The 16,695-nt window shown below is 64.7% G+C and carries 17 protein-coding genes; 4 read left to right on the plus strand and 13 right to left on the minus strand.

What is annotated here, in order from left to right; genetic code table 11:
- Positions 1-137: 137 nt before the first annotated feature.
- Entirely contained in the window at positions 138-2,093 is a 1,956-nt protein-coding gene (locus tag K2O51_RS14215; RefSeq protein ID WP_011296537.1) for a dynamin family protein, read from the plus strand.
- A gap of 111 nt (positions 2,094-2,204) precedes the next feature.
- Complete coding sequence (mutY, locus tag K2O51_RS14220) at positions 2,205-3,386, plus strand: A/G-specific adenine glycosylase (RefSeq protein WP_220631249.1); 1,182 nt, start codon at positions 2,205-2,207, stop codon at positions 3,384-3,386.
- A 24-nt stretch (positions 3,387-3,410) separates the two neighbouring features.
- Here the strand turns inward: mutY and K2O51_RS14225 are convergent, their stop codons facing one another.
- The 11 genes from K2O51_RS14225 to K2O51_RS14275 form a co-directional block, all read right to left on the minus strand.
- Positions 3,411-4,073: an LON peptidase substrate-binding domain-containing protein gene (locus K2O51_RS14225; RefSeq protein WP_011296539.1), complete on the minus strand. Its 663-nt coding sequence runs from the start codon at positions 4,071-4,073 to the stop codon at positions 3,411-3,413.
- Positions 4,074-4,186: 113 nt separating this feature from the next.
- The gene (gene rapZ, locus K2O51_RS14230; protein ID WP_011296540.1) at positions 4,187-5,071 is read right to left on the minus strand and encodes an RNase adapter RapZ; all 885 of its coding nucleotides are present in this window, start codon (positions 5,069-5,071) and stop codon (positions 4,187-4,189) included.
- A gap of 107 nt (positions 5,072-5,178) precedes the next feature.
- Positions 5,179-5,550 carry a PsiF family protein gene (locus K2O51_RS14235; RefSeq protein WP_011296541.1) on the minus strand — a complete coding sequence of 124 codons (372 nt, stop codon included), beginning with the start codon at positions 5,548-5,550 and terminating at the stop codon, positions 5,179-5,181.
- A gap of 176 nt (positions 5,551-5,726) precedes the next feature.
- A complete protein-coding gene (gene hprK, locus K2O51_RS14240; RefSeq protein WP_011296542.1) occupies positions 5,727-6,698 on the minus strand; it encodes an HPr(Ser) kinase/phosphatase in 972 nt (323 codons plus the stop codon).
- Between the two features lie 74 nt (positions 6,699-6,772).
- Positions 6,773-7,228 carry a PTS IIA-like nitrogen regulatory protein PtsN gene (ptsN, locus tag K2O51_RS14245; RefSeq protein WP_011296543.1) on the minus strand — a complete coding sequence of 152 codons (456 nt, stop codon included), beginning with the start codon at positions 7,226-7,228 and terminating at the stop codon, positions 6,773-6,775.
- A 380-nt stretch (positions 7,229-7,608) separates the two neighbouring features.
- Positions 7,609-7,962 carry a ribosome hibernation-promoting factor, HPF/YfiA family gene (hpf, locus tag K2O51_RS14250; protein ID WP_011296544.1) on the minus strand — a complete coding sequence of 118 codons (354 nt, stop codon included), beginning with the start codon at positions 7,960-7,962 and terminating at the stop codon, positions 7,609-7,611.
- A 49-nt stretch (positions 7,963-8,011) separates the two neighbouring features.
- The gene (locus K2O51_RS14255) at positions 8,012-9,493 is read right to left on the minus strand and encodes an RNA polymerase factor sigma-54 (RefSeq protein ID WP_220631250.1); all 1,482 of its coding nucleotides are present in this window, start codon (positions 9,491-9,493) and stop codon (positions 8,012-8,014) included.
- Between the two features lie 101 nt (positions 9,494-9,594).
- Complete coding sequence (lptB, locus tag K2O51_RS14260) at positions 9,595-10,395, minus strand: LPS export ABC transporter ATP-binding protein (protein ID WP_011296546.1); 801 nt, start codon at positions 10,393-10,395, stop codon at positions 9,595-9,597.
- 29 nt (positions 10,396-10,424) lie between these two features.
- Entirely contained in the window at positions 10,425-11,066 is a 642-nt protein-coding gene (gene lptA, locus K2O51_RS14265; RefSeq protein WP_011296547.1) for a lipopolysaccharide transport periplasmic protein LptA, read from the minus strand.
- Between the two features lie 86 nt (positions 11,067-11,152).
- The gene (gene lptC / locus K2O51_RS14270) at positions 11,153-11,779 is read right to left on the minus strand and encodes an LPS export ABC transporter periplasmic protein LptC (RefSeq protein WP_011296548.1); all 627 of its coding nucleotides are present in this window, start codon (positions 11,777-11,779) and stop codon (positions 11,153-11,155) included.
- Between the two features lie 25 nt (positions 11,780-11,804).
- A complete protein-coding gene (locus K2O51_RS14275; RefSeq protein WP_011296549.1) occupies positions 11,805-12,788 on the minus strand; it encodes a KpsF/GutQ family sugar-phosphate isomerase in 984 nt (327 codons plus the stop codon).
- Positions 12,789-12,921: 133 nt separating this feature from the next.
- On the opposite strand from K2O51_RS14275, the gene K2O51_RS14280 reads away from it, so the two are divergent.
- On the plus strand, positions 12,922-14,901 hold the full coding sequence (locus tag K2O51_RS14280) for a monovalent cation:proton antiporter family protein (protein ID WP_011296550.1): 1,980 nt from the start codon (positions 12,922-12,924) through the stop codon (positions 14,899-14,901).
- Positions 14,902-14,916: 15 nt separating this feature from the next.
- Here the strand turns inward: K2O51_RS14280 and K2O51_RS14285 are convergent, their stop codons facing one another.
- Together K2O51_RS14285 and K2O51_RS14290 are read right to left on the minus strand one after the other, a co-directional pair.
- The gene (locus tag K2O51_RS14285) at positions 14,917-15,300 is read right to left on the minus strand and encodes a ribbon-helix-helix domain-containing protein (RefSeq protein ID WP_011296551.1); all 384 of its coding nucleotides are present in this window, start codon (positions 15,298-15,300) and stop codon (positions 14,917-14,919) included.
- 57 nt (positions 15,301-15,357) lie between these two features.
- On the minus strand, positions 15,358-15,936 hold the full coding sequence (locus tag K2O51_RS14290; RefSeq protein ID WP_011296552.1) for a DJ-1/PfpI family protein: 579 nt from the start codon (positions 15,934-15,936) through the stop codon (positions 15,358-15,360).
- A gap of 162 nt (positions 15,937-16,098) precedes the next feature.
- On the opposite strand from K2O51_RS14290, the gene K2O51_RS14295 reads away from it, so the two are divergent.
- A complete protein-coding gene (locus K2O51_RS14295; RefSeq protein ID WP_041679800.1) occupies positions 16,099-16,671 on the plus strand; it encodes an adenine phosphoribosyltransferase in 573 nt (190 codons plus the stop codon).
- Positions 16,672-16,695: the final 24 nt, after the last annotated feature.

Below are 16,695 nucleotides of genomic sequence, written 5' to 3' on the forward strand. Positions count from 1 at the left end.
ATTCCACAAAAGCGCCACAAAAGCACCCCAGAAACCTGTATCTTGTGCGCAGTCATAAAAAGTTACAAAAACACGCCGAAGTCCAGAATCGGCACTTGCGCCAGTTTGCCGGACACGAACCCAGCCGAACCGCCGCCATGACAACGCTCACCCACCAATTTGAACAATACGGTGCCTGGAGAACCGGGGTACTCCAGTCGCTGGCCGAATTCCAGTCGTGGCTGCAGCAGCACGACCTCTACGATGCGACGGCCGACGAGCGCGTGCAGCGCATCCAGAGCGTGCTGCGCAGCGACCGGCTCAAGGTCGCCTTCATTGCCGAGTTTTCGCGCGGGAAGAGCGAACTGATCAACGCGATCTTCTTCGCCGACTACGGCCGCCGCATCCTGCCGTCGTCGGCAGGGCGCACGACAATGTGCCCGACCGAGCTGCGCTACGACGAGAGCGAACCGCCGAGCATCCGCCTGCTGCCGATCGAAACCCGGCTGCAGGAGGCCTCGACAGCGGATTTCCTCGAAGCCGGCACGTCTGCCTCGCACTGGCATTCGGTGCCGCTGGACCCGTCGTCGCCCGAGGGCATGCTCGAAGCATTCCAGCACGTGGTAGAGACCATCCGCGTGACGCCGGCCCAGGCCGAAACGCTGGGCCTGTATCACGAGGAAGATCCCGACGCCGCCTATGCGGTCGATGCCGAAGGCATGGTCGAGATCTCGCGCTGGCGCCATGCGGTCATCAATTTCCCGCACCCGCTCTTGCGCCAGGGTCTTGTGATCCTCGACACGCCCGGGCTGAACGCCATCGGTACCGAACCTGAACTGACGCTGCGCCTGATCCCGGACGCCCATGTGGTGGTGTTCGTGCTGGCCGCCGACGCCGGCGTGACCAAGAGCGACCTCGAGCTCTGGCGCGGCCATGTGGGCGCCGGCCATCGCCGTGGCTGTCTGGCTGTGCTCAACAAGATCGACGGCCTGTGGGATCCGCTCAAGTCGCAGGCCGAAATCGCGAAGGAAATCTCGGGCCAGATCACCTCGACCGCACAGGTGCTCGGCATTGAGCAGGGCCGCGTCTATCCGGTGTCCGCGCAGAAGGGCCTGGTCGCCAAGGTCACGCATGACGAAACGCTGCTCGTGCGCAGCGGCCTGCCGAATTTCGAGCATGTGCTGTCCGACCAGCTGATCCCGCGCCGGCGCGAGATCGTCGCCGACCAGGTTCACCGTTCCGTGCAGGACATGGCGCGCGGCGCGCAGCAGCTGCTGCAGAGCCGCCGCCGCGACATCGTCGAACAGTTGTTCGAACTGCGCGGGCTGCGCGGCAAGAACCATGCGATGGTCAAGCACATGCTGATGCGCGTGCAGAGCGAGAAGGAAGAGTTCGAGCAAAGCATCAGCAAGTTCCAGGCGCTGCGCCTCGTGTTCGGCCGCCACAGCGCCGATATCATCAAGAGCCTGCAGCTGCGCGACGTGCGCAGCACCATGCGCAGCTCGCGCGAACAGATGAAGGAACGCTTCTTCTCGCGCGGCCTGCGCGAGGACATGGATGCGCTGTTCGGCCAGCTCACCACGCTGATTACCGACGCCGACAACAAGATCAGCCAGTTGCACCAGTTGATCGAAAGCATGTACCGCCGCTTCAATGCCGAGCATGGCTTCACGCTGCCGGCGCCGATGCAGTTTGTGACCACACGCTATGTCGCCGAGCTCAAGGAGATCCTGCAGCTTGTGCAGACGCACTTCGGCACGGTCAGCATGCTCACGCGTTCGCGGCCGCATCTGGTGCAGGGTGCGTTCGATACGATGGCGAGTCGCGTGCTCGAGAATTTCCGCGACCTGAACCGCGACATCGAAGTCTGGCTCAAATCTGTAATGACGCCGCTGGAGGCACAGGTGCGTGAGCACCAGAAGCAGTTGCGCCGCCGCGTGGATTCGATCGAACGCATCCACGAGGCCACCGACACGCTCGAAAGCCGTATCGCCGATATGGAAGAGGTGCTCAACGGCCTTGATGAGCGCAGCGGGCGAATCGAAACGTATGCGCAGCGCATCGTCCGCCCGGACGGTGCCGGAACGGAAGCTGCGCAGCTCGCCGTGGCCTGATCGCCGGCTGTCCGGTATATCATGTGGCGCCGCCTCTGTGCGGCGCCATTTCTTTTGTGCGGCCCGCGCCTTGTTTGCCTGCCGCGCAGTCCAAGCGCCTGAACGTCCCCGATGCCCCGCAAGTCCGCCCCCGCCGTCCCGCCCACTGCCAATGCCTCTGCCGTGCCGTCCGTCATCCACGTTCCTGCCGATTTCGGCGCACGCGTGGTCGAATGGCAGCGCGTGCACGGCCGGCATGACCTGCCGTGGCAGAACACGCGCGACGCGTACCGGATCTGGCTGTCGGAGATCATGCTGCAGCAGACCCAGGTCAGCGCGGTGATCGATTACTTCCAGCGCTTCATCACGCAACTGCCCACGGTGCAGGCGCTGGCCGCCGCGCCCGCCGACCAGGTGATGGCGCTGTGGGCGGGGCTGGGCTACTACTCGCGCGCGCGCAACCTGCACCGCTGCGCGATGCAGGTCGTCAGCGAGCATGGGGGTCGTTTTCCGCCCGATCCCGCAGTACTGGCCACGCTGCCGGGCATTGGCCGATCGACGGCCGCGGCCGTCGCGGCGTTCAGTGCGGGCGTGCGCTCGCCGATTCTCGACGGCAACGTCAAGCGCGTATTCGCGCGCTTCTTCGGCATCCATGGGCACCCCGGCGAACGTGCGATCGAGAACCGCATGTGGGAGCTGGCTGACGCCGCGTTGCCCGCCCCGGGCCCGCACCAGGCCGACGACATGGTGGCCTACACGCAGGGCCTGATGGACCTTGGGGCTACCGTGTGTTCGCGCGGCAAGCCCGCCTGCCTGTCCGATGCCGCGGCCTGCCCGTTGTCGTCGGACTGCGTGGCGCGGCGCGATGGCCTGACCGCGACGCTGCCCACGCCCAAGCCGCGCTCGCCGGTGCCCGAGCGCAGCACCGTGATGGTCATGGTGCGTCACGGACGCGACGTGCTGCTGCAGCTTCGGCCTGAAAGCGGCGTCTGGGGCGGCCTGTGGAGCCTGCCCGAGATGCCTGTCGCCACGGTGCCGTTCGACGCGGAACTCGCCGAGCAGGATGCGCTGGATTACGCGCGTGCGTTTGGGGAACCGTCGCGCGCGGACATGACCGGCGAACTGGTCCACGTCTTCACGCATTTCCGTCTACTGATCCGCGCCATCCGCGTCGACATGAAGGGTCTGTTGCTGCGCGAGCCGGTCGACGGACCGGCGCAGCGCTGGATCTCGCTCGATGATCTCGATGCGCTCGGCACGCCGGCGCCCGTGCGCAAGTTGCTCGAAACGCAGGCCCGCGGCGGCCTGTTCTGAACCTCGAAAGGGGCGCAGCGAGCCCTACACCATGTGGTGCTGCCGCATGTAGCGGTGCACGATCTCGATGCGCATGCCCGCGTCGGGCAACGCCATCAGCATCTGCTTGGCCTTCATCGGCACGGGCAGCAGTTCGCACAGGCGGTTGGTGACCCAGCTTGGGTCGTCCCACTGATAGGGCTCGGCGAACGGCATGCGGTCAGGCTGCTCGGCATGCAGCCGCGTGACGATCCGTCGCAGCACCGACAGGCATTCACCCAGCAGTTCGAGCTTGCAGTCGATGATGTCGGCGGGTAGCAGTTCAGCGCTGGCGACGATCAGCCCGTCATCGCGCGTGCGGTGCTCGATCACACGGAAACGCTGGCGACCGCGCGTTTCGATCAGCAGCACGCCAAGCTGCTCCATATTGCAGTCGACGATCTCGGCAAGGCAACCGATCGATTCGGGCACGGTCTGCTGGCCTGTGCGTGCCACTTCCTCGCCGCTGGCGATCAGGCACACGCCGAACGGCGCCGCATCGCGCAGGCAGTTGCGCACCATGTCGACGTAGCGTTTCTCGAACACGCGCAGCGGCAGGCGGCCGTCCGGAAACAGCACCGTGTGCAGAGGGAAGAGAGGGAGGTCGTCCAGCGTCAGCGGCGTTGCGTCGGCGGGAACGGTGTGACGGAGAAGGTCTGTCGAGGACATGCGATGGCTGCCATTCCGCTAAATCGAGGGAACGGCCGCCAGATCGCATGCGGCGGCCGCCATGGCTGCCAGGGTCAGAGATGCCTGGCGGCACCGGCGGACTGCGCAGCGGACTACGTTGCCGGCGCGAGCTCGCGGTGTCTCACCAGCACATTACCATGGGCCCGGAAATAGTTGGCAAGCCTTTCCGCAATATAGACCGAACGGTGCTGTCCGCCGGTGCAGCCGATCGCCACGGTCAGGTAGCTGCGATTGTCCGCAATGAAACTCGGCAGCCACTTTTCCACATAGGCGCGGATGTCTTCGGCCATGGCGAGCACCATCGGCTGCGCCTGCAGGAAATCGATCACGGGGCCGTCGCGGCCGGTCAGCGGGCGCAGCGCGAGGTCGTAGTACGGGTTGGGCAACGAGCGCACGTCGAACACGAGGTCGGCATCGCTGGGTACGCCGTGCTTGAAGCCGAACGATTCGAACAGCAGCGTTAGACGCTCGCTATCTTCGCGGATCAGTTCCTTGATCCAGCTGCGCAGCGTATTGGTGCGCACGTTGCTGGTGTCAATGCGGTGCGCGGACTCGGCCAGCGGGCTGAGCAGTTCGCGCTCCATCTCGATCGCTTCCATCAGGGCCCGGTCGTTGAACGCCGGTTCGCCGTCAGAGCCAGGCACGCCGTCAGTCAGGATCGACAGCGGGTGCCGGCGCCGCGTTTCCGAGTAGCGCTGCACCAGCGCGTCGGTGCTGGCCGTCAGGAACAGGACCTCGACCTGGTGCGTTTCGGCCAGTTCGCGGACCGTATCGGGCAGGTGTTCCAGCGATTCGCGGCTGCGGATGTCGGTGGCCACGCCCAGATGCGTGTAACCCTCGCTGGCGAGGTAGCGAGCCAGGTCGGGAATGAATTGAGCGGGCAGGTTATCGACGCAGTAAAAGCCTGCATCTTCAAGCACGTTCAGTGCGACGGATTTGCCGGAGCCGGAGATGCCGGTGATGAGAATGATGCGCATATCATCGGAAGGATAGCATCCGGCAAAGGCCTCGTCATGACAGCGCCCTGATGCAAACAAAAATGGCGAACCGCTCGGTTCGCCATGTCATCAGCGGGGGCTGAGGCTTACTTCGACAGGCATTCCTTCATGTACGCCTTGTACTCGTCGCCCTTCTTGCCCTTGCCTTCCTTGCTGCAGGCCGACATCTTTTCCTGCTGGCTCTTGGTCGGTTGCACGCCCTTGGCCGAGAGGCATTGCTTCATGAAGGCCTTGCGATCGTCGCCTTTCTTGTCGCCAGCCTGCTCGTTGCAGTCCTTCATCTTCTGCTGCTGCGCGGTGGGCGCCTTGGTGGCCGATGCCGGTACAGCCTTGTCTCCCGGGCCCGGTGCAGCCGGCATGGCGGGCGCGGCAGGCGTGGTTTGGGGTGCGGGCTGTGCCATTGCGCCAGTGGCCAGCAGCGGCGTCACCAGCACACACATCGCGATCAGTTTCTTCATGCTTGCTCTCCTGGCTGTGGGAAACTTCATGGCCACCTAATGCCAGCCAACGGCTGGTGCAGCGGCTCCGGACTGGGCTCGATGCCCATTACAGCACAAAACGAAGCATGTACCCACCGCGTTGACCGATTTGCCAACGTCGATGTAAGCAATTGAAAGCGAGTCGCGATGCCGGGTCAGAGCAGGCGGCCCTGGCCGCGCGAAACTGCGTCGGCCTGCATGGCAGCGCGCTGGCGGTCCATGAAGTCGCGCAGCGTGTCGATGCCGCGCAGGCGCAGGATCGTGTTGCGCACGGCAGCCTCGACCAGCACGGCGAGGTTTCGGCCGGCCGCGACCTGGATCTTGACCATGTGGATCGGCAGGCCAAGTACGTCGAGGTACTGCGAATCGAGCGGCAGACGTTCGAATTCGCCGTCGTTGCGGCGCACAAGCTGCACGACCAGCTTCATCTTCATTTTCCGACGCACGGCGGTTTCACCGAAGATGGTCTTGATGTCGAGCAGGCCCAGGCCGCGCACTTCCAGCAGGTTCTGGAGCAGCGGCGGGCAGCGTCCTTCGATGAAATCCGGCCCAAGGCGCACGAAATCCACGGCATCGTCGGCTACCAGTCCGTGGCCGCGCGAAATCAGTTCCAGGCCCAGTTCGCTCTTCCCCAGGCCCGACTCGCCCATGATCAGCACGCCCATGCCGAGAATGTCGAGAAACACGCCGTGCATGGTCACGCGCGGCGCGGAAATGCGCGACAGGTACAACCGCAGGTGGTCGATTACCGCTGCGGACGACACCGGCGTGGTGAACAGTGGCGTGGATGAACGCGTGCAGCGCAGTTCCAGGTCCGGCGGCGGCTCCATGCCGTCGGCCACAACGAGGAACGGCGGCTCCAGCAGGATCAGCTCGCCCATCTGGCGCTTGCGGGTTTCGTCGTCCAGGCGCTGGTAGTACGTGATTTCGGGCTTGCCGAGGACCTGGATCCGGTTCGGGTGGATCAGGTTCAGGTGGCCGACGAGGTCCGCGGCCGAGGTGGCCTCGCGGGCAAACTCCACGTCGAAGGCGCGGTCCGCACCTTCCAGGCCAGCCACCCACGAGAGTTTGATGTCGGCTGCGTTGTCGTCGAAGATCGACTGCGAGGTGACGCCGGTGAGTTCCATGCGGTATGACTTTCGGGGCGGGGGCAGTGCCGGGCTTTAGGGTCGTCCGGTCTGTTGCCAGCCCAGGGGAAGGGTCAGGGATGCCACTGTGTCAGTAGCTGATGCACTTCTTCGGGTGTGGCCAGCGTTGCGAGGCCTTCGCGCATGTCGCGATCGGACAGCAACTGCGCGATTTCCGAGAGGATCTCGAGATGCTGCTGCGTGGCCTGTTCCGGCACCAGCAGGAAGATCAGCAGCGAAACGGGTTTGCCGTCGGGTGATTCGAAAGGGATCGGCTCGGCCAACCGCATGAACGCGGCCAACGGCTGCTTCAGTCCCTTGATGCGCCCATGCGGAATGGCCACGCCTGCGCCAAGGCCGGTCGAACCGAGCGACTCGCGCGCAAACAGGTTGTCGGTCACGGTCGCCCGCGCCACGCCATGGTTGTTCTCGAAGAGGAGCCCGGCTTGCTCGAAGACACGCTTCTTGCTGGTGACGCTGACGTCGAGGTTGATGTTGCCGGGTGGCAGCAGTTTGGCCAAACGATTCATGGGCGATGCGAGGATTTCAGTTAGCAGGCAGATGGGACTGCTCGGCCGTGCAAGGCTGCGGGCCGCTTTATGGCGATACCATGGTTTGCCAAGCGTTTGGCCATTATAGAGCAGCGTCTCCCCTGACTTGTGCAACGCAGCGTCGGGCCTTGTGTATCCCTGTGCCGTGCTCGTGCCGCCGCACCGGGATAGGGCGCGCGCACAGGAGTCGCTACCGGCTATGTCTTAGAGAGCATACACCGCGCCGCGTCAGTTGCGAACACCTATGCCAGTAACCTGCACAGGATGGCCGCCAACAGACGCAAAAAAGCCGCGCTACATGGCGCGGCTTGCTTTTCTCAGTCCCTTTCAGCGGCCAGCCTTACGACCGGCAGGCATGATCATTGCTGCTGTAGTTGCGCTTCGGCCATCTGGTACTTGACCGCTTCGCGGTCGTGGCCTTGCACGCGATCCTTGTAGCGAAGCACCTGGCGGTCCAGCTTGTCGACAAGTGCGTCGATGGCCGCATACAGGTCTTCGTGATGGGCTTCAACAAAGATGTCCTTGCCCCGAAGGTGCAGATTGATTTCCGCGTACTGCCGCCTGTCCTTTTCCTTATGGTTATCGACTGAAAGTAGCACGCTAACGCCAATGACTTGATCGAAATGCCTGACGATACGCTCCAGCTTCGTTTCCACGTACTCACGCAGCGGAGGCGTGATGTCCAGGTGGTGTCCACTGATCTTGAAGTTCATAGCGCTTCTCCTTCTGAAAGAGCTGCACCAGGCAGGCGGTGCAACTCGGCTACAAAGTCTTGCGGAGATTGACAGCGGGGATCTTCAGGGCTTCGCGATACTTGGCGACGGTACGGCGCGCGACAACGAAGCCTTGTTCACCCAGCAATTCGGCAATTCGGCTGTCGGAAAGAGGACTCCTCGGGTCTTCGGCTCCTATAAGTTGCTTGATCAAGGCGCGGATCGCCGTTGATGAAGCCGCGCCACCGGTTTCGGTGGACACGTGGCTACCGAAGAAGTACTTCAGTTCGAAAGTACCCATCGGCGTTGCCATGTATTTATTGGTCGTCACCCGGGATATGGTTGACTCGTGTAATCCCAGTGTATCGGCAATCTCCCGCAAAACCAAGGGGCGCATCGCGATTTCGCCGTGCGTGAAAAAGTTCTTCTGACGTTCGACAATTGCCTGTGAAACTCGCAGGATTGTGTCGAACCTTTGCTGAATATTTTTGATCAGCCAACGTGCCTCCTGCAGCTTTTGCTGCAGCCCGGCAGCGCCGGATTCCCCCTTCGCTCCGCGCAGGATCTGCGCGTACATGTCGTTGATGCGCAGGCGGGGCATCACATCCGGGTTCAGCTGTGCAATCCAGCTGCTGCCGCTCTTGCGCACGAACACGTCGGGCACTACGAAATCCGCTTCAGGCCGGCTATACGCATGCCCGGGATACGGCGCGAGCGAACGGATCAGTTCATGCGCGGCTTTTAGCGCCGCTTCGTCCACCTGCAGCGCTTTTTTCAGGCGCGTGTAGTCGCGCACCGCAAGCAATTCAAGATGATGCTGGACGATCGACAGCGCCAGTTCGCGCTGCGGGTGCTGCAGCCGGCGCAATTGCAGGCTCAGGCATTCGGCTGCATTGCGCGCGCCCACGCCCGCCGGGTCGAAGCTCTGCAGCAGCGTGAGCATGGCCTGGACTTCGTCGACTTCGAATTCGAGTTCCTCGGGCAGTTCCGAGCAGATCTCGTCGAGCGACGTGCTCAGGTAGCCGTCGTCATCGAGCGATTCGATCAGGAAGATCGCCAGCCCCTTGTCGCGCAGCGAAATCTTCAGCGGCGTGAGCTGTTCCATCAGATGTTCGCGCAGCGTGGGCTCGGCATCGCGCAGCTGCATGGGCGTCTTTTCGTCGTCCTCGCCCTGGGGGCGCCGCGCGAAATCGTCGAGGCTCCAGTCGCTGCCGTAGTCGTCACCGCCGCTGTCGGTGTAGTTCTCGTCATCGCTGCCGCGTGCGCTGTCGGCATTCGCTTCGCCATTGCCCTGCGGTTCGGCAGGAGCGGAAGCCGGGGCACTTTGCAGGTTGACCGAGCCATCTGCCGCTACGCGCAGCGGACTTTCGATCCAGTCGTTTTCGCGCTCCAGCAGCGGGTTCTCCGTGAGCGCCTGCTCGACTTCCTGTTGCAGTTCCAGCGTTGAGAGTTGCAGCAGTCGGATCGACTGCTGCAGTTGCGGCGTGAGTGCCAGATGCTGCGAAAGGCGGAGCTGGAGCGACGGTTTCATGCGACCTATTTTATGCGCATCTTTCCGATGTTGGAACGGAAATTGCTATCGCATGTGTCGCCTGATCGCCTCTTTCCCGGTGGCCGCGTGCCACCCCCGCTTCACATGCGGAAATTCTCGCCCAGGTAGACGCGCCGCACCGATTCGTTCGCGATGATGTCTTCAGGCTGGCCCGCCGCGAGCACGGTGCCTTCGCTGATGATGTACGCGTGGTCGCAGATGCCGAGCGTCTCGCGCACGTTGTGGTCGGTGATAAGCACGCCGATATTGCGTGCCTTCAGGAAGCTGACGATGCGCTGGATTTCGCCGACCGCGATCGGGTCCACGCCGGCGAACGGTTCGTCCAGCAGGATGAAGCGCGGCGACGATGCCAGCGCGCGCGCAATTTCAACGCGGCGGCGTTCGCCGCCCGACAGCGAAAGCGCCGGGTTGTTGCGCAAGTGGGCGATCTGCAGGTCGTCCAGCAGCGTATCGAGCCGCGCGTCGATCTCGGCCTTTGGCAGCGGCTTGCCGTTCACGACCTGGAGCTCCAGCACCGCGCGGATGTTCTCTTCGACATTCAGCTTGCGGAACACCGACGCTTCCTGCGGCAGGTAGGAAAGCCCCATGCGCGCGCGTTCGTGGATGGCCAGGCCGCTGATGTGCTGCCCGTCGAGCACGATATCGCCCTCGTCGAGCGCCACCAGGCCGACGATCATGTAGAACGACGTGGTCTTGCCGGCGCCATTCGGACCCAGCAGGCCCACGACCTCGCCGCTTTTCACGTCGAGCGACACGTCCTTGACCACCGTACGCGTCCCGTAGCGCTTCTTCAGGTGGCGCACGACCATCGTGCTGCTCTCGGCACGGACGTCGTTGGCGGCGGAAGCGGGCGTGGGGGCGAGTGTTGCGGTATCGGTCATGATGGCGGTCGTGCGCTCGCGCGCGGGATTCAGGGCTTGCTGGACGGCGCGGGCGCCGGCTTCAGGTCGAGCGGCGGGGCAGCGGCCGCACCACTCGCTTCCTGGCGCGGCGAGAGCACCGCGCGCACGCGTCCAGACGGGTTGCCGGCCGAGGTGTTGTCACCCCCGCCGGCCGCGGTATAGAACTCGTTGCGGCTGTCATAGGTCAGCACCGCGCCGCGGATCTCGTCGACGAGCTTGGCACCTTGCAGGCGCGCCATGCGTGCGTGGCCGATCAGCTTGGACAGCTCCTGCTTGCCGTCGTACTCGATGCGATCGCCCCAGCCGTCCATGTACTCGTCGACGCCGTCACGCTTCTGGCGGATATACGCCTGCTTGCCGCCCTTGGCCGTGGCCACCGCGTACTGGTAGCCCTCGGGGTCGGTGCGGATCTCGGCGGCGTCGGACTTCAGCACCATGGTGCCCTTGGTCAGGACCACATTGCCGGTCAGCGTGTAGATCTGCTTGACGTCGTCGTAGCTGGCGTTATCGGCTTCCAGTACCAGTGGCTTGTCCCGGTCCGCGCGTTCGGCATGGGCGGCCGGCGGCGCCAGCGCGGCAAGCACGGCGGCTGCGGCCAGCAGCACCGGGGCGGCGCGCCGGCGGGACAAGGTCGACAGGGAGGCAATCATGTTGGCAAAGGGTCGCAGGAAGGCGGAAATTCGCGCGAACCTCGGGTCCGCGGTGCCGCCCCGTCGCGCGCGGGCGGCTGTTGTTGTCAGGATCCCGGAGTCCGGGCAGGTGCACCGGTAATGATGGTGCCCCGTACGTTACCCAGCAATTGTACTTCGCGGGTAACGTTGTTGAAGATCAGGCCGTTGGCGGTCATGACCGACGGGCCGCGCGTGAGCTTGACGGCCTTGTCGGTCTTGACGATGTCATCGTTGAGCAGCACCTGGAAGTAGCTCGACGCCGCCGTCAGCAGCGGGTCCTTGGCCGCATCCGCTCCCTGCTGGCGTTCGACGAAGCCATTGCCATACAGGTCGATGACCGAGCCTTCGGCGTTCATGCGGCCGAGGTCGGCACGCGCGGACACCGGCGGCCGGTTAGGCTGATAGGCGCGCATGGCGGGACGGGTCACTTCGTAGGTCTGGTCGTCGTCGAAGTGGACCATCTTGTCGCCGGTGAACCGCACCTTGGTGCCGCCGTCCTGCGCCAGCTCGGTGGCCGAGAACCGCTCAATGTAGTAGTCGGCCTCGTGCTTGCGGACGACAGGCGCCTTGGTGCCTTCCTGCTGCGAATTGATCTGCACCAGCCAGAACGTGCTGCCTGCCACCACTGCCATCAGCAGCAATGGCAGCAGGCGCAAGACGATCCCGGTGAGGGAGGACAGGAGGGCCTGCATGGTCTCTTTGCGTGCGCGCCGTGGATCAGATGACCTTGGCGCGGGTCAGGTCGTGGATGTGCAGCGCGCCCACCAGGCGCCCGTCATGGTCGACCACCAGCAACTGGTTGATGCGGTTGGCTTCCATGACCTGCACGGCTTCGACGGCCAACTGGTCTTCGTGCACCACGTGCGGGTTGTGGTGCATCACATCGCCGATCGGCACGGTCTTCCAGTCGCGCGGGGTTTCCAGCAGGCGGCGCAGGTCGCCGTCGGTGAAGACGCCGATGGCCTTGCCGTCAGAGTCGACCACGGCGGTCATGGCCATGCCCTTGCGCGTGATTTCCATGAGCGCCTGGGCCAGCGGCGTGTTTTCGCGGACCTCCGGCACCGCATTGCCGCTGCGCATCACATCGCGCACGTGGGTCAGCAGCTTGCGGCCGAGCGCGCCGCCCGGGTGCGAGCGCGCGAAGTCTTCCTCGCCGAAGCCGCGCGCATCGAGCACCGCGACCGCGAGCGCGTCGCCGAGTGCCAGCGCCGCCGTGGTGCTGGCCGTTGGCGCCAGGTTCAGCGGGCAGGCTTCCTTTTCCACGCCGGCATCGAGATGGGCGTCTGCGAGCTTGGCCAGGTTCGATTCCGGGTTGCCGGTGACCGAGATCAGCCGCGCGCCGATGCGCTTGACGATCGGGATGATCGACAGCAGCTCGCCGGTTTCGCCGGAATTGGAGAATGCGATCAGGACGTCATCGCGCGTGACCATGCCGAGGTCGCCGTGGCTGGCTTCGGCCGGATGGACAAAGAAGGCCGGCGTGCCGGTCGAGGCCAGCGTCGCCGCGACCTTGCGGCCGATATGGCCTGACTTGCCGATGCCCGACACCACGACGCGTCCCGTGCACTGCAGGACGAGCTGCACCGCGTGCGAGAAGTCCGGGGTCAGGCGCCCCGAAAGTGCGGCGACCGCTTCGGCTTCAATCTGGAGGGTACTTTGGGCGAGCCGGAGTGCTCGATCCGCATCGAAATTGGCTATCATGGCGTCGAAGTATACCAACGAATGCGGCGACGCCCGGGCCGTCCCGGCAAGCGCCGCGCTTGCCGTGTTCCGCCGGCAGGGCCCGTGCCGGGGCGCAGCCGGCCAGTCCTGACGGTTCTTCCTGAGCCGCCTGATGCATTCTCCGCTGGAACTGACCCTGGTGCTGCTGGCTGCCGCCGTATTCGGCGTGGTCGCGTTCCGCATGCTCCAGCTGCCGCCCATGCTCGGCTACCTGGCGGTCGGCATCCTGATCGGCCCGCATGCGCTGGGCCTGGCCAGCGACACGGCCCAGACCAAGTACCTGGCCGAGTTCGGCGTGGTCTTCCTGATGTTTTCGATTGGCCTGGAATTCAGCCTGAGCAAGCTTCGCGCCATGAAACGGCTCGTGTTCGGGCTGGGCGGCTCGCAGGTCGTATTGTCGATGCTGGCCGTGGTGCCGGCGAGCTGGCTGTTCAACTGGCTGTTTCCGTTGTCCTGGCAGGCTTCCGTGGCGCTTGGCGGGGCACTGGCCATGTCGTCGACGGCCATCGTGTCGAAGATGCTGTCCGAGCGCGTGGAGCTGGAAAGCGAGCATGGCCGCAACATCATCAGCGTGTTGCTGTTCCAGGACCTGGCCGTGGTGCCGCTGCTGATCGTGATCCCGGCGCTGTCGCGCGACCCCGGTGACCTGATGGTTGCACTCGGCATGGCCACGGCGAAGATCGCGGTGGCGCTCGGTGTGATCTTCTTCCTCGGACAGCGCCTGATGAGCCGCTGGTTCCACGTGGTGGCGGCGCGGCGCTCGCAGGAACTGTTCATGCTGAACCTGCTGCTGGTCACGCTTGGCATGGCTGCGCTGACCGAGCGGCTGGGCCTGTCGATGGCGCTGGGCGCGTTCATGGCCGGCATGCTGATTTCGGAAACGCCCTACCGGCACCAGGTGGAAGAGGACATCAAGCCCTTCCGCGACGTGCTGCTCGGGCTGTTCTTCGTGACCATTGGCATGCTGCTCAACATCCAGGTGGTGATCGAGCACATCTGGCTGGTGCTGGTGCTGCTGGGGGTGCCGATCCTGTTCAAGCTGCTGCTGATCTCCGTACTGGCGCGCCTGTTCGGCTCGCGCCAGGGCGTGGCCATCCGCACGGGCCTGGGGCTCGCGCAGGCCGGCGAATTCGGCTTCGTGCTGCTCAACCAGATTGACGGCCTCAACCTGGTGGACCCGGTGCTGATCCAGGTGATCCTGGCGTCGATGCTGCTCTCGATGCTGGCCGCGCCGTTCCTGATCCAGTACAGCGATGCCATTGTGCTGCGCTTTGCGGCGAACGAATGGCTGATGCAGTCGCTGAACATGACGCGTATCGCCGCGCAGAGCCTGCAGACCGAGAAGCACGCGATCATCTGCGGTTACGGGCGCAGCGGCCAGAACCTGGCGCATATGCTCGAGCGCGAGAGCATCACTTACGTGGCGCTCGACCTTGATCCGGACCGCGTGCGCGATGCCGCCGCGGCGGGCGATACCGTGGTCTACGGTGACGCTGGGCGTCGCGAGGCGCTGATTGCCGCCGGTATCCACCGCGCCGCCGCCGTCATCATCACCTATGCCAACACGCCGTCAGCGCTCAAGGTGCTGCACCATGTGCAGGAGTTGGCGCCGGCGTTGCCGGTGATCGTACGCACGGTCGACGATTCTGAACTCGACACGTTGCAGAAAGCGGGTGCCACCGAAGTCGTGCCGGAAATCATCGAGGGCAGCCTGATGCTGGCTTCGCATGCGCTGGTGCTGCTCGGGGTGCCCATGCGTCACGTGTTGCGTGGCGTGCAGGAAGCACGCGATGCGCGCTACAGCCTGCTGCGCGGCTACTTTCACGGCCGCGACGATGAAGAGGACATGGTCGAGCGCGATAGCGTGCGGCTGCATTCGGTGTCGCTCGAGCCGGCCGCGACGGCCGTCGGCCGCCGCTTGGGCGCGTTGGGGTTGGAGCGAATCGGCGCCGAAGTGACGGCCGTTCGCCGCCGTGGCATCCGCGCCTTCGATCCGGAGCCCGACACCATCCTCGAAGTCGGCGACATCATCGTGCTGCGTGGCACGCCGGAGGCACTGGAGGCGGCGGAGACGCGGATCCTGAGCGACTGATCTGGCTGGAGTCCCCTAGTGCGCCGCTCCGGCTGGCGCTTCCGCCCACGACGCCGGCAGGTTGTCCAGCACAGACCGGGCGTCGAGAGAGCGGATCGCGACGCTGGTATCCGCGGGAATGCGCCCCTTGCCTTGCAGCATCAGGTAGCGCAGGCAGCACACACGGAGGAAAGACGAGAAGTTGCCAGCGACGGCCGCGTCGCCGCGATGTACGGTGAGCTCGTCATGCAGCCGCGTGATGAGCTGGTTGACGGTCATGCCGTCGCGTTGCGCGAGTTCCTCGAGTACTTCCCAGAACAGGTTTTCGAGGCGGATGCTGGTGGCAACGCCATGCAGCCGCAGCGACCGCGCCTGGCATTCGTAGGACTGCGGATTAGCGCGGATGAAGATCTCACACATGGGAACCCCCGTGCTGTCGGCGCCTGCCAGGAACGGCCGCGCCGCGTTCGGAAGCCTCTAATGTACGATCCGCGTCCCCAGCACGGCAAGGAACTGGGCCAGCCATGCGGGATGTGCGGGCCACGCCGGCGCCGTCACGAGATTGCCGTCGGTGTGGGCCTGGTCGACCGGGATATCGGCGTACTTGCCGCCCGCAAGCTTCACTTCCGGTGCACAGGCGGGGTAGGCCGAACAGGTCCGCCCTTCGAGCACGCCGGCAGCGGCCAGCAGCTGGGCGCCGTGGCACACCGCCGCGATCGGCTTGTTGTTGCTGGCAAAGTGCTGCACGATCTCCAGCACTCGGGCATTCAGGCGCAGGTACTCCGGGGCGCGACCGCCAGGGATGACCAGCGCGTCGTAGGCGGCCGGATCGACCTCGGCGAATGTGGCGTTCAGCGTGAAATTGTGGCCGCGCTTTTCGGTGTAGGTCTGGTCGCCTTCGAAGTCGTGGATGGCCGTGGCGCAGTTGTCGCCTGCTTTCTTGTCCGGGCACACCGCATGCACGGTGTGGCCCACCATCTGCAGCGCCTGGAACGGAACCATGGTTTCGTAGTCTTCGGCGAAGTCGCCTGCCAGCATCAGAATCTTCTTTGCCATCGCGGTCTCCTGTATGGTTACGGGTGCCCGGCCGGCCCGTCGGGCCAGGCGCGGCACCGGCAGGGCCATTTTGCGTGCGGCCCGCGCGGCCCGGGTGGTAGCCCGTTACCGCAGCCAATGCGATGTGCCGGCGCGTGGCGCAACCTTCATTTCAAGATTTCCATGGCAGATTCCCTCATCCAGTCCCCCGATCTCGGCGATGTCACCGGATACTTGCGCGACCGCATCCGTACCGTGCCGGACTGGCCCATGCCCGGCGTGCAGTTCCGCGACATCACGCCGCTGCTGCAGAACCCCAAGACGCTGCGCGTGCTGATCGACGTCTTCGTGCACCGCTACATGGACGCGCAGCTCGACCTGGTCGCAGGCATCGACGCGCGCGGTTTCATTCTCGGCGCGATCGTCGCGTACGAACTGAACCTCGGCTTCGTGCCGATCCGCAAGAAGGGCAAGCTGCCATTCCAGACCGTGGCCGAGGAATACGAGCTCGAATACGGCAGCGCCACGGTCGAGATCCACGCCGACGCCTGCAAGCCCGGCGACCGCGTGCTGCTGATCGACGACCTGATCGCCACCGGCGGCACCATGATGGCCGGCCGCAAGCTGCTCGAGCGCCTGGGCGCCACCGTGGTGGAAGGCGCGGCGATCGTCGACCTGCCCGAACTGGGCGGTTCGAAGCTGCTGCAGAATGCGGGTTTGCCTCTGTTCACGGTGTGCCGGTTCGATGGCCACTAGTATGCCCGTGCGCGCTGCCTGATC

The organism is Cupriavidus pinatubonensis (genome assembly GCF_019602855.1).
GTDB lineage: Bacteria > Pseudomonadota > Gammaproteobacteria > Burkholderiales > Burkholderiaceae > Cupriavidus > Cupriavidus pinatubonensis.

Bases quoted from the DNA above. Each gene is read 5' to 3' on its own strand.
- K2O51_RS14215 (WP_011296537.1), top strand. From the start codon at position 138: ATGACAACGCTCACCCACCAATTTGAACAATACGGTGCCTGGAGAACC.
- mutY (WP_220631249.1), top strand. From the start codon at position 2,205: ATGCCCCGCAAGTCCGCCCCCGCCGTCCCGCCCACTGCCAATGCCTCT.
- K2O51_RS14225 (WP_011296539.1), bottom strand. From the start codon at position 4,073: ATGTCCTCGACAGACCTTCTCCGTCACACCGTTCCCGCCGACGCAACG.
- rapZ (WP_011296540.1), bottom strand. From the start codon at position 5,071: ATGCGCATCATTCTCATCACCGGCATCTCCGGCTCCGGCAAATCCGTC.
- K2O51_RS14235 (WP_011296541.1), bottom strand. From the start codon at position 5,550: ATGAAGAAACTGATCGCGATGTGTGTGCTGGTGACGCCGCTGCTGGCC.
- hprK (WP_011296542.1), bottom strand. From the start codon at position 6,698: ATGGAACTCACCGGCGTCACCTCGCAGTCGATCTTCGACGACAACGCA.
- ptsN (WP_011296543.1), bottom strand. From the start codon at position 7,228: ATGAATCGTTTGGCCAAACTGCTGCCACCCGGCAACATCAACCTCGAC.
- hpf (WP_011296544.1), bottom strand. From the start codon at position 7,962: ATGAACTTCAAGATCAGTGGACACCACCTGGACATCACGCCTCCGCTG.
- K2O51_RS14255 (WP_220631250.1), bottom strand. From the start codon at position 9,493: ATGAAACCGTCGCTCCAGCTCCGCCTTTCGCAGCATCTGGCACTCACG.
- lptB (WP_011296546.1), bottom strand. From the start codon at position 10,395: ATGACCGATACCGCAACACTCGCCCCCACGCCCGCTTCCGCCGCCAAC.
- lptA (WP_011296547.1), bottom strand. From the start codon at position 11,066: ATGATTGCCTCCCTGTCGACCTTGTCCCGCCGGCGCGCCGCCCCGGTG.
- lptC (WP_011296548.1), bottom strand. From the start codon at position 11,779: ATGCAGGCCCTCCTGTCCTCCCTCACCGGGATCGTCTTGCGCCTGCTG.
- K2O51_RS14275 (WP_011296549.1), bottom strand. From the start codon at position 12,788: ATGATAGCCAATTTCGATGCGGATCGAGCACTCCGGCTCGCCCAAAGT.
- K2O51_RS14280 (WP_011296550.1), top strand. From the start codon at position 12,922: ATGCATTCTCCGCTGGAACTGACCCTGGTGCTGCTGGCTGCCGCCGTA.
- K2O51_RS14285 (WP_011296551.1), bottom strand. From the start codon at position 15,300: ATGTGTGAGATCTTCATCCGCGCTAATCCGCAGTCCTACGAATGCCAG.
- K2O51_RS14290 (WP_011296552.1), bottom strand. From the start codon at position 15,936: ATGGCAAAGAAGATTCTGATGCTGGCAGGCGACTTCGCCGAAGACTAC.
- K2O51_RS14295 (WP_041679800.1), top strand. From the start codon at position 16,099: ATGGCAGATTCCCTCATCCAGTCCCCCGATCTCGGCGATGTCACCGGA.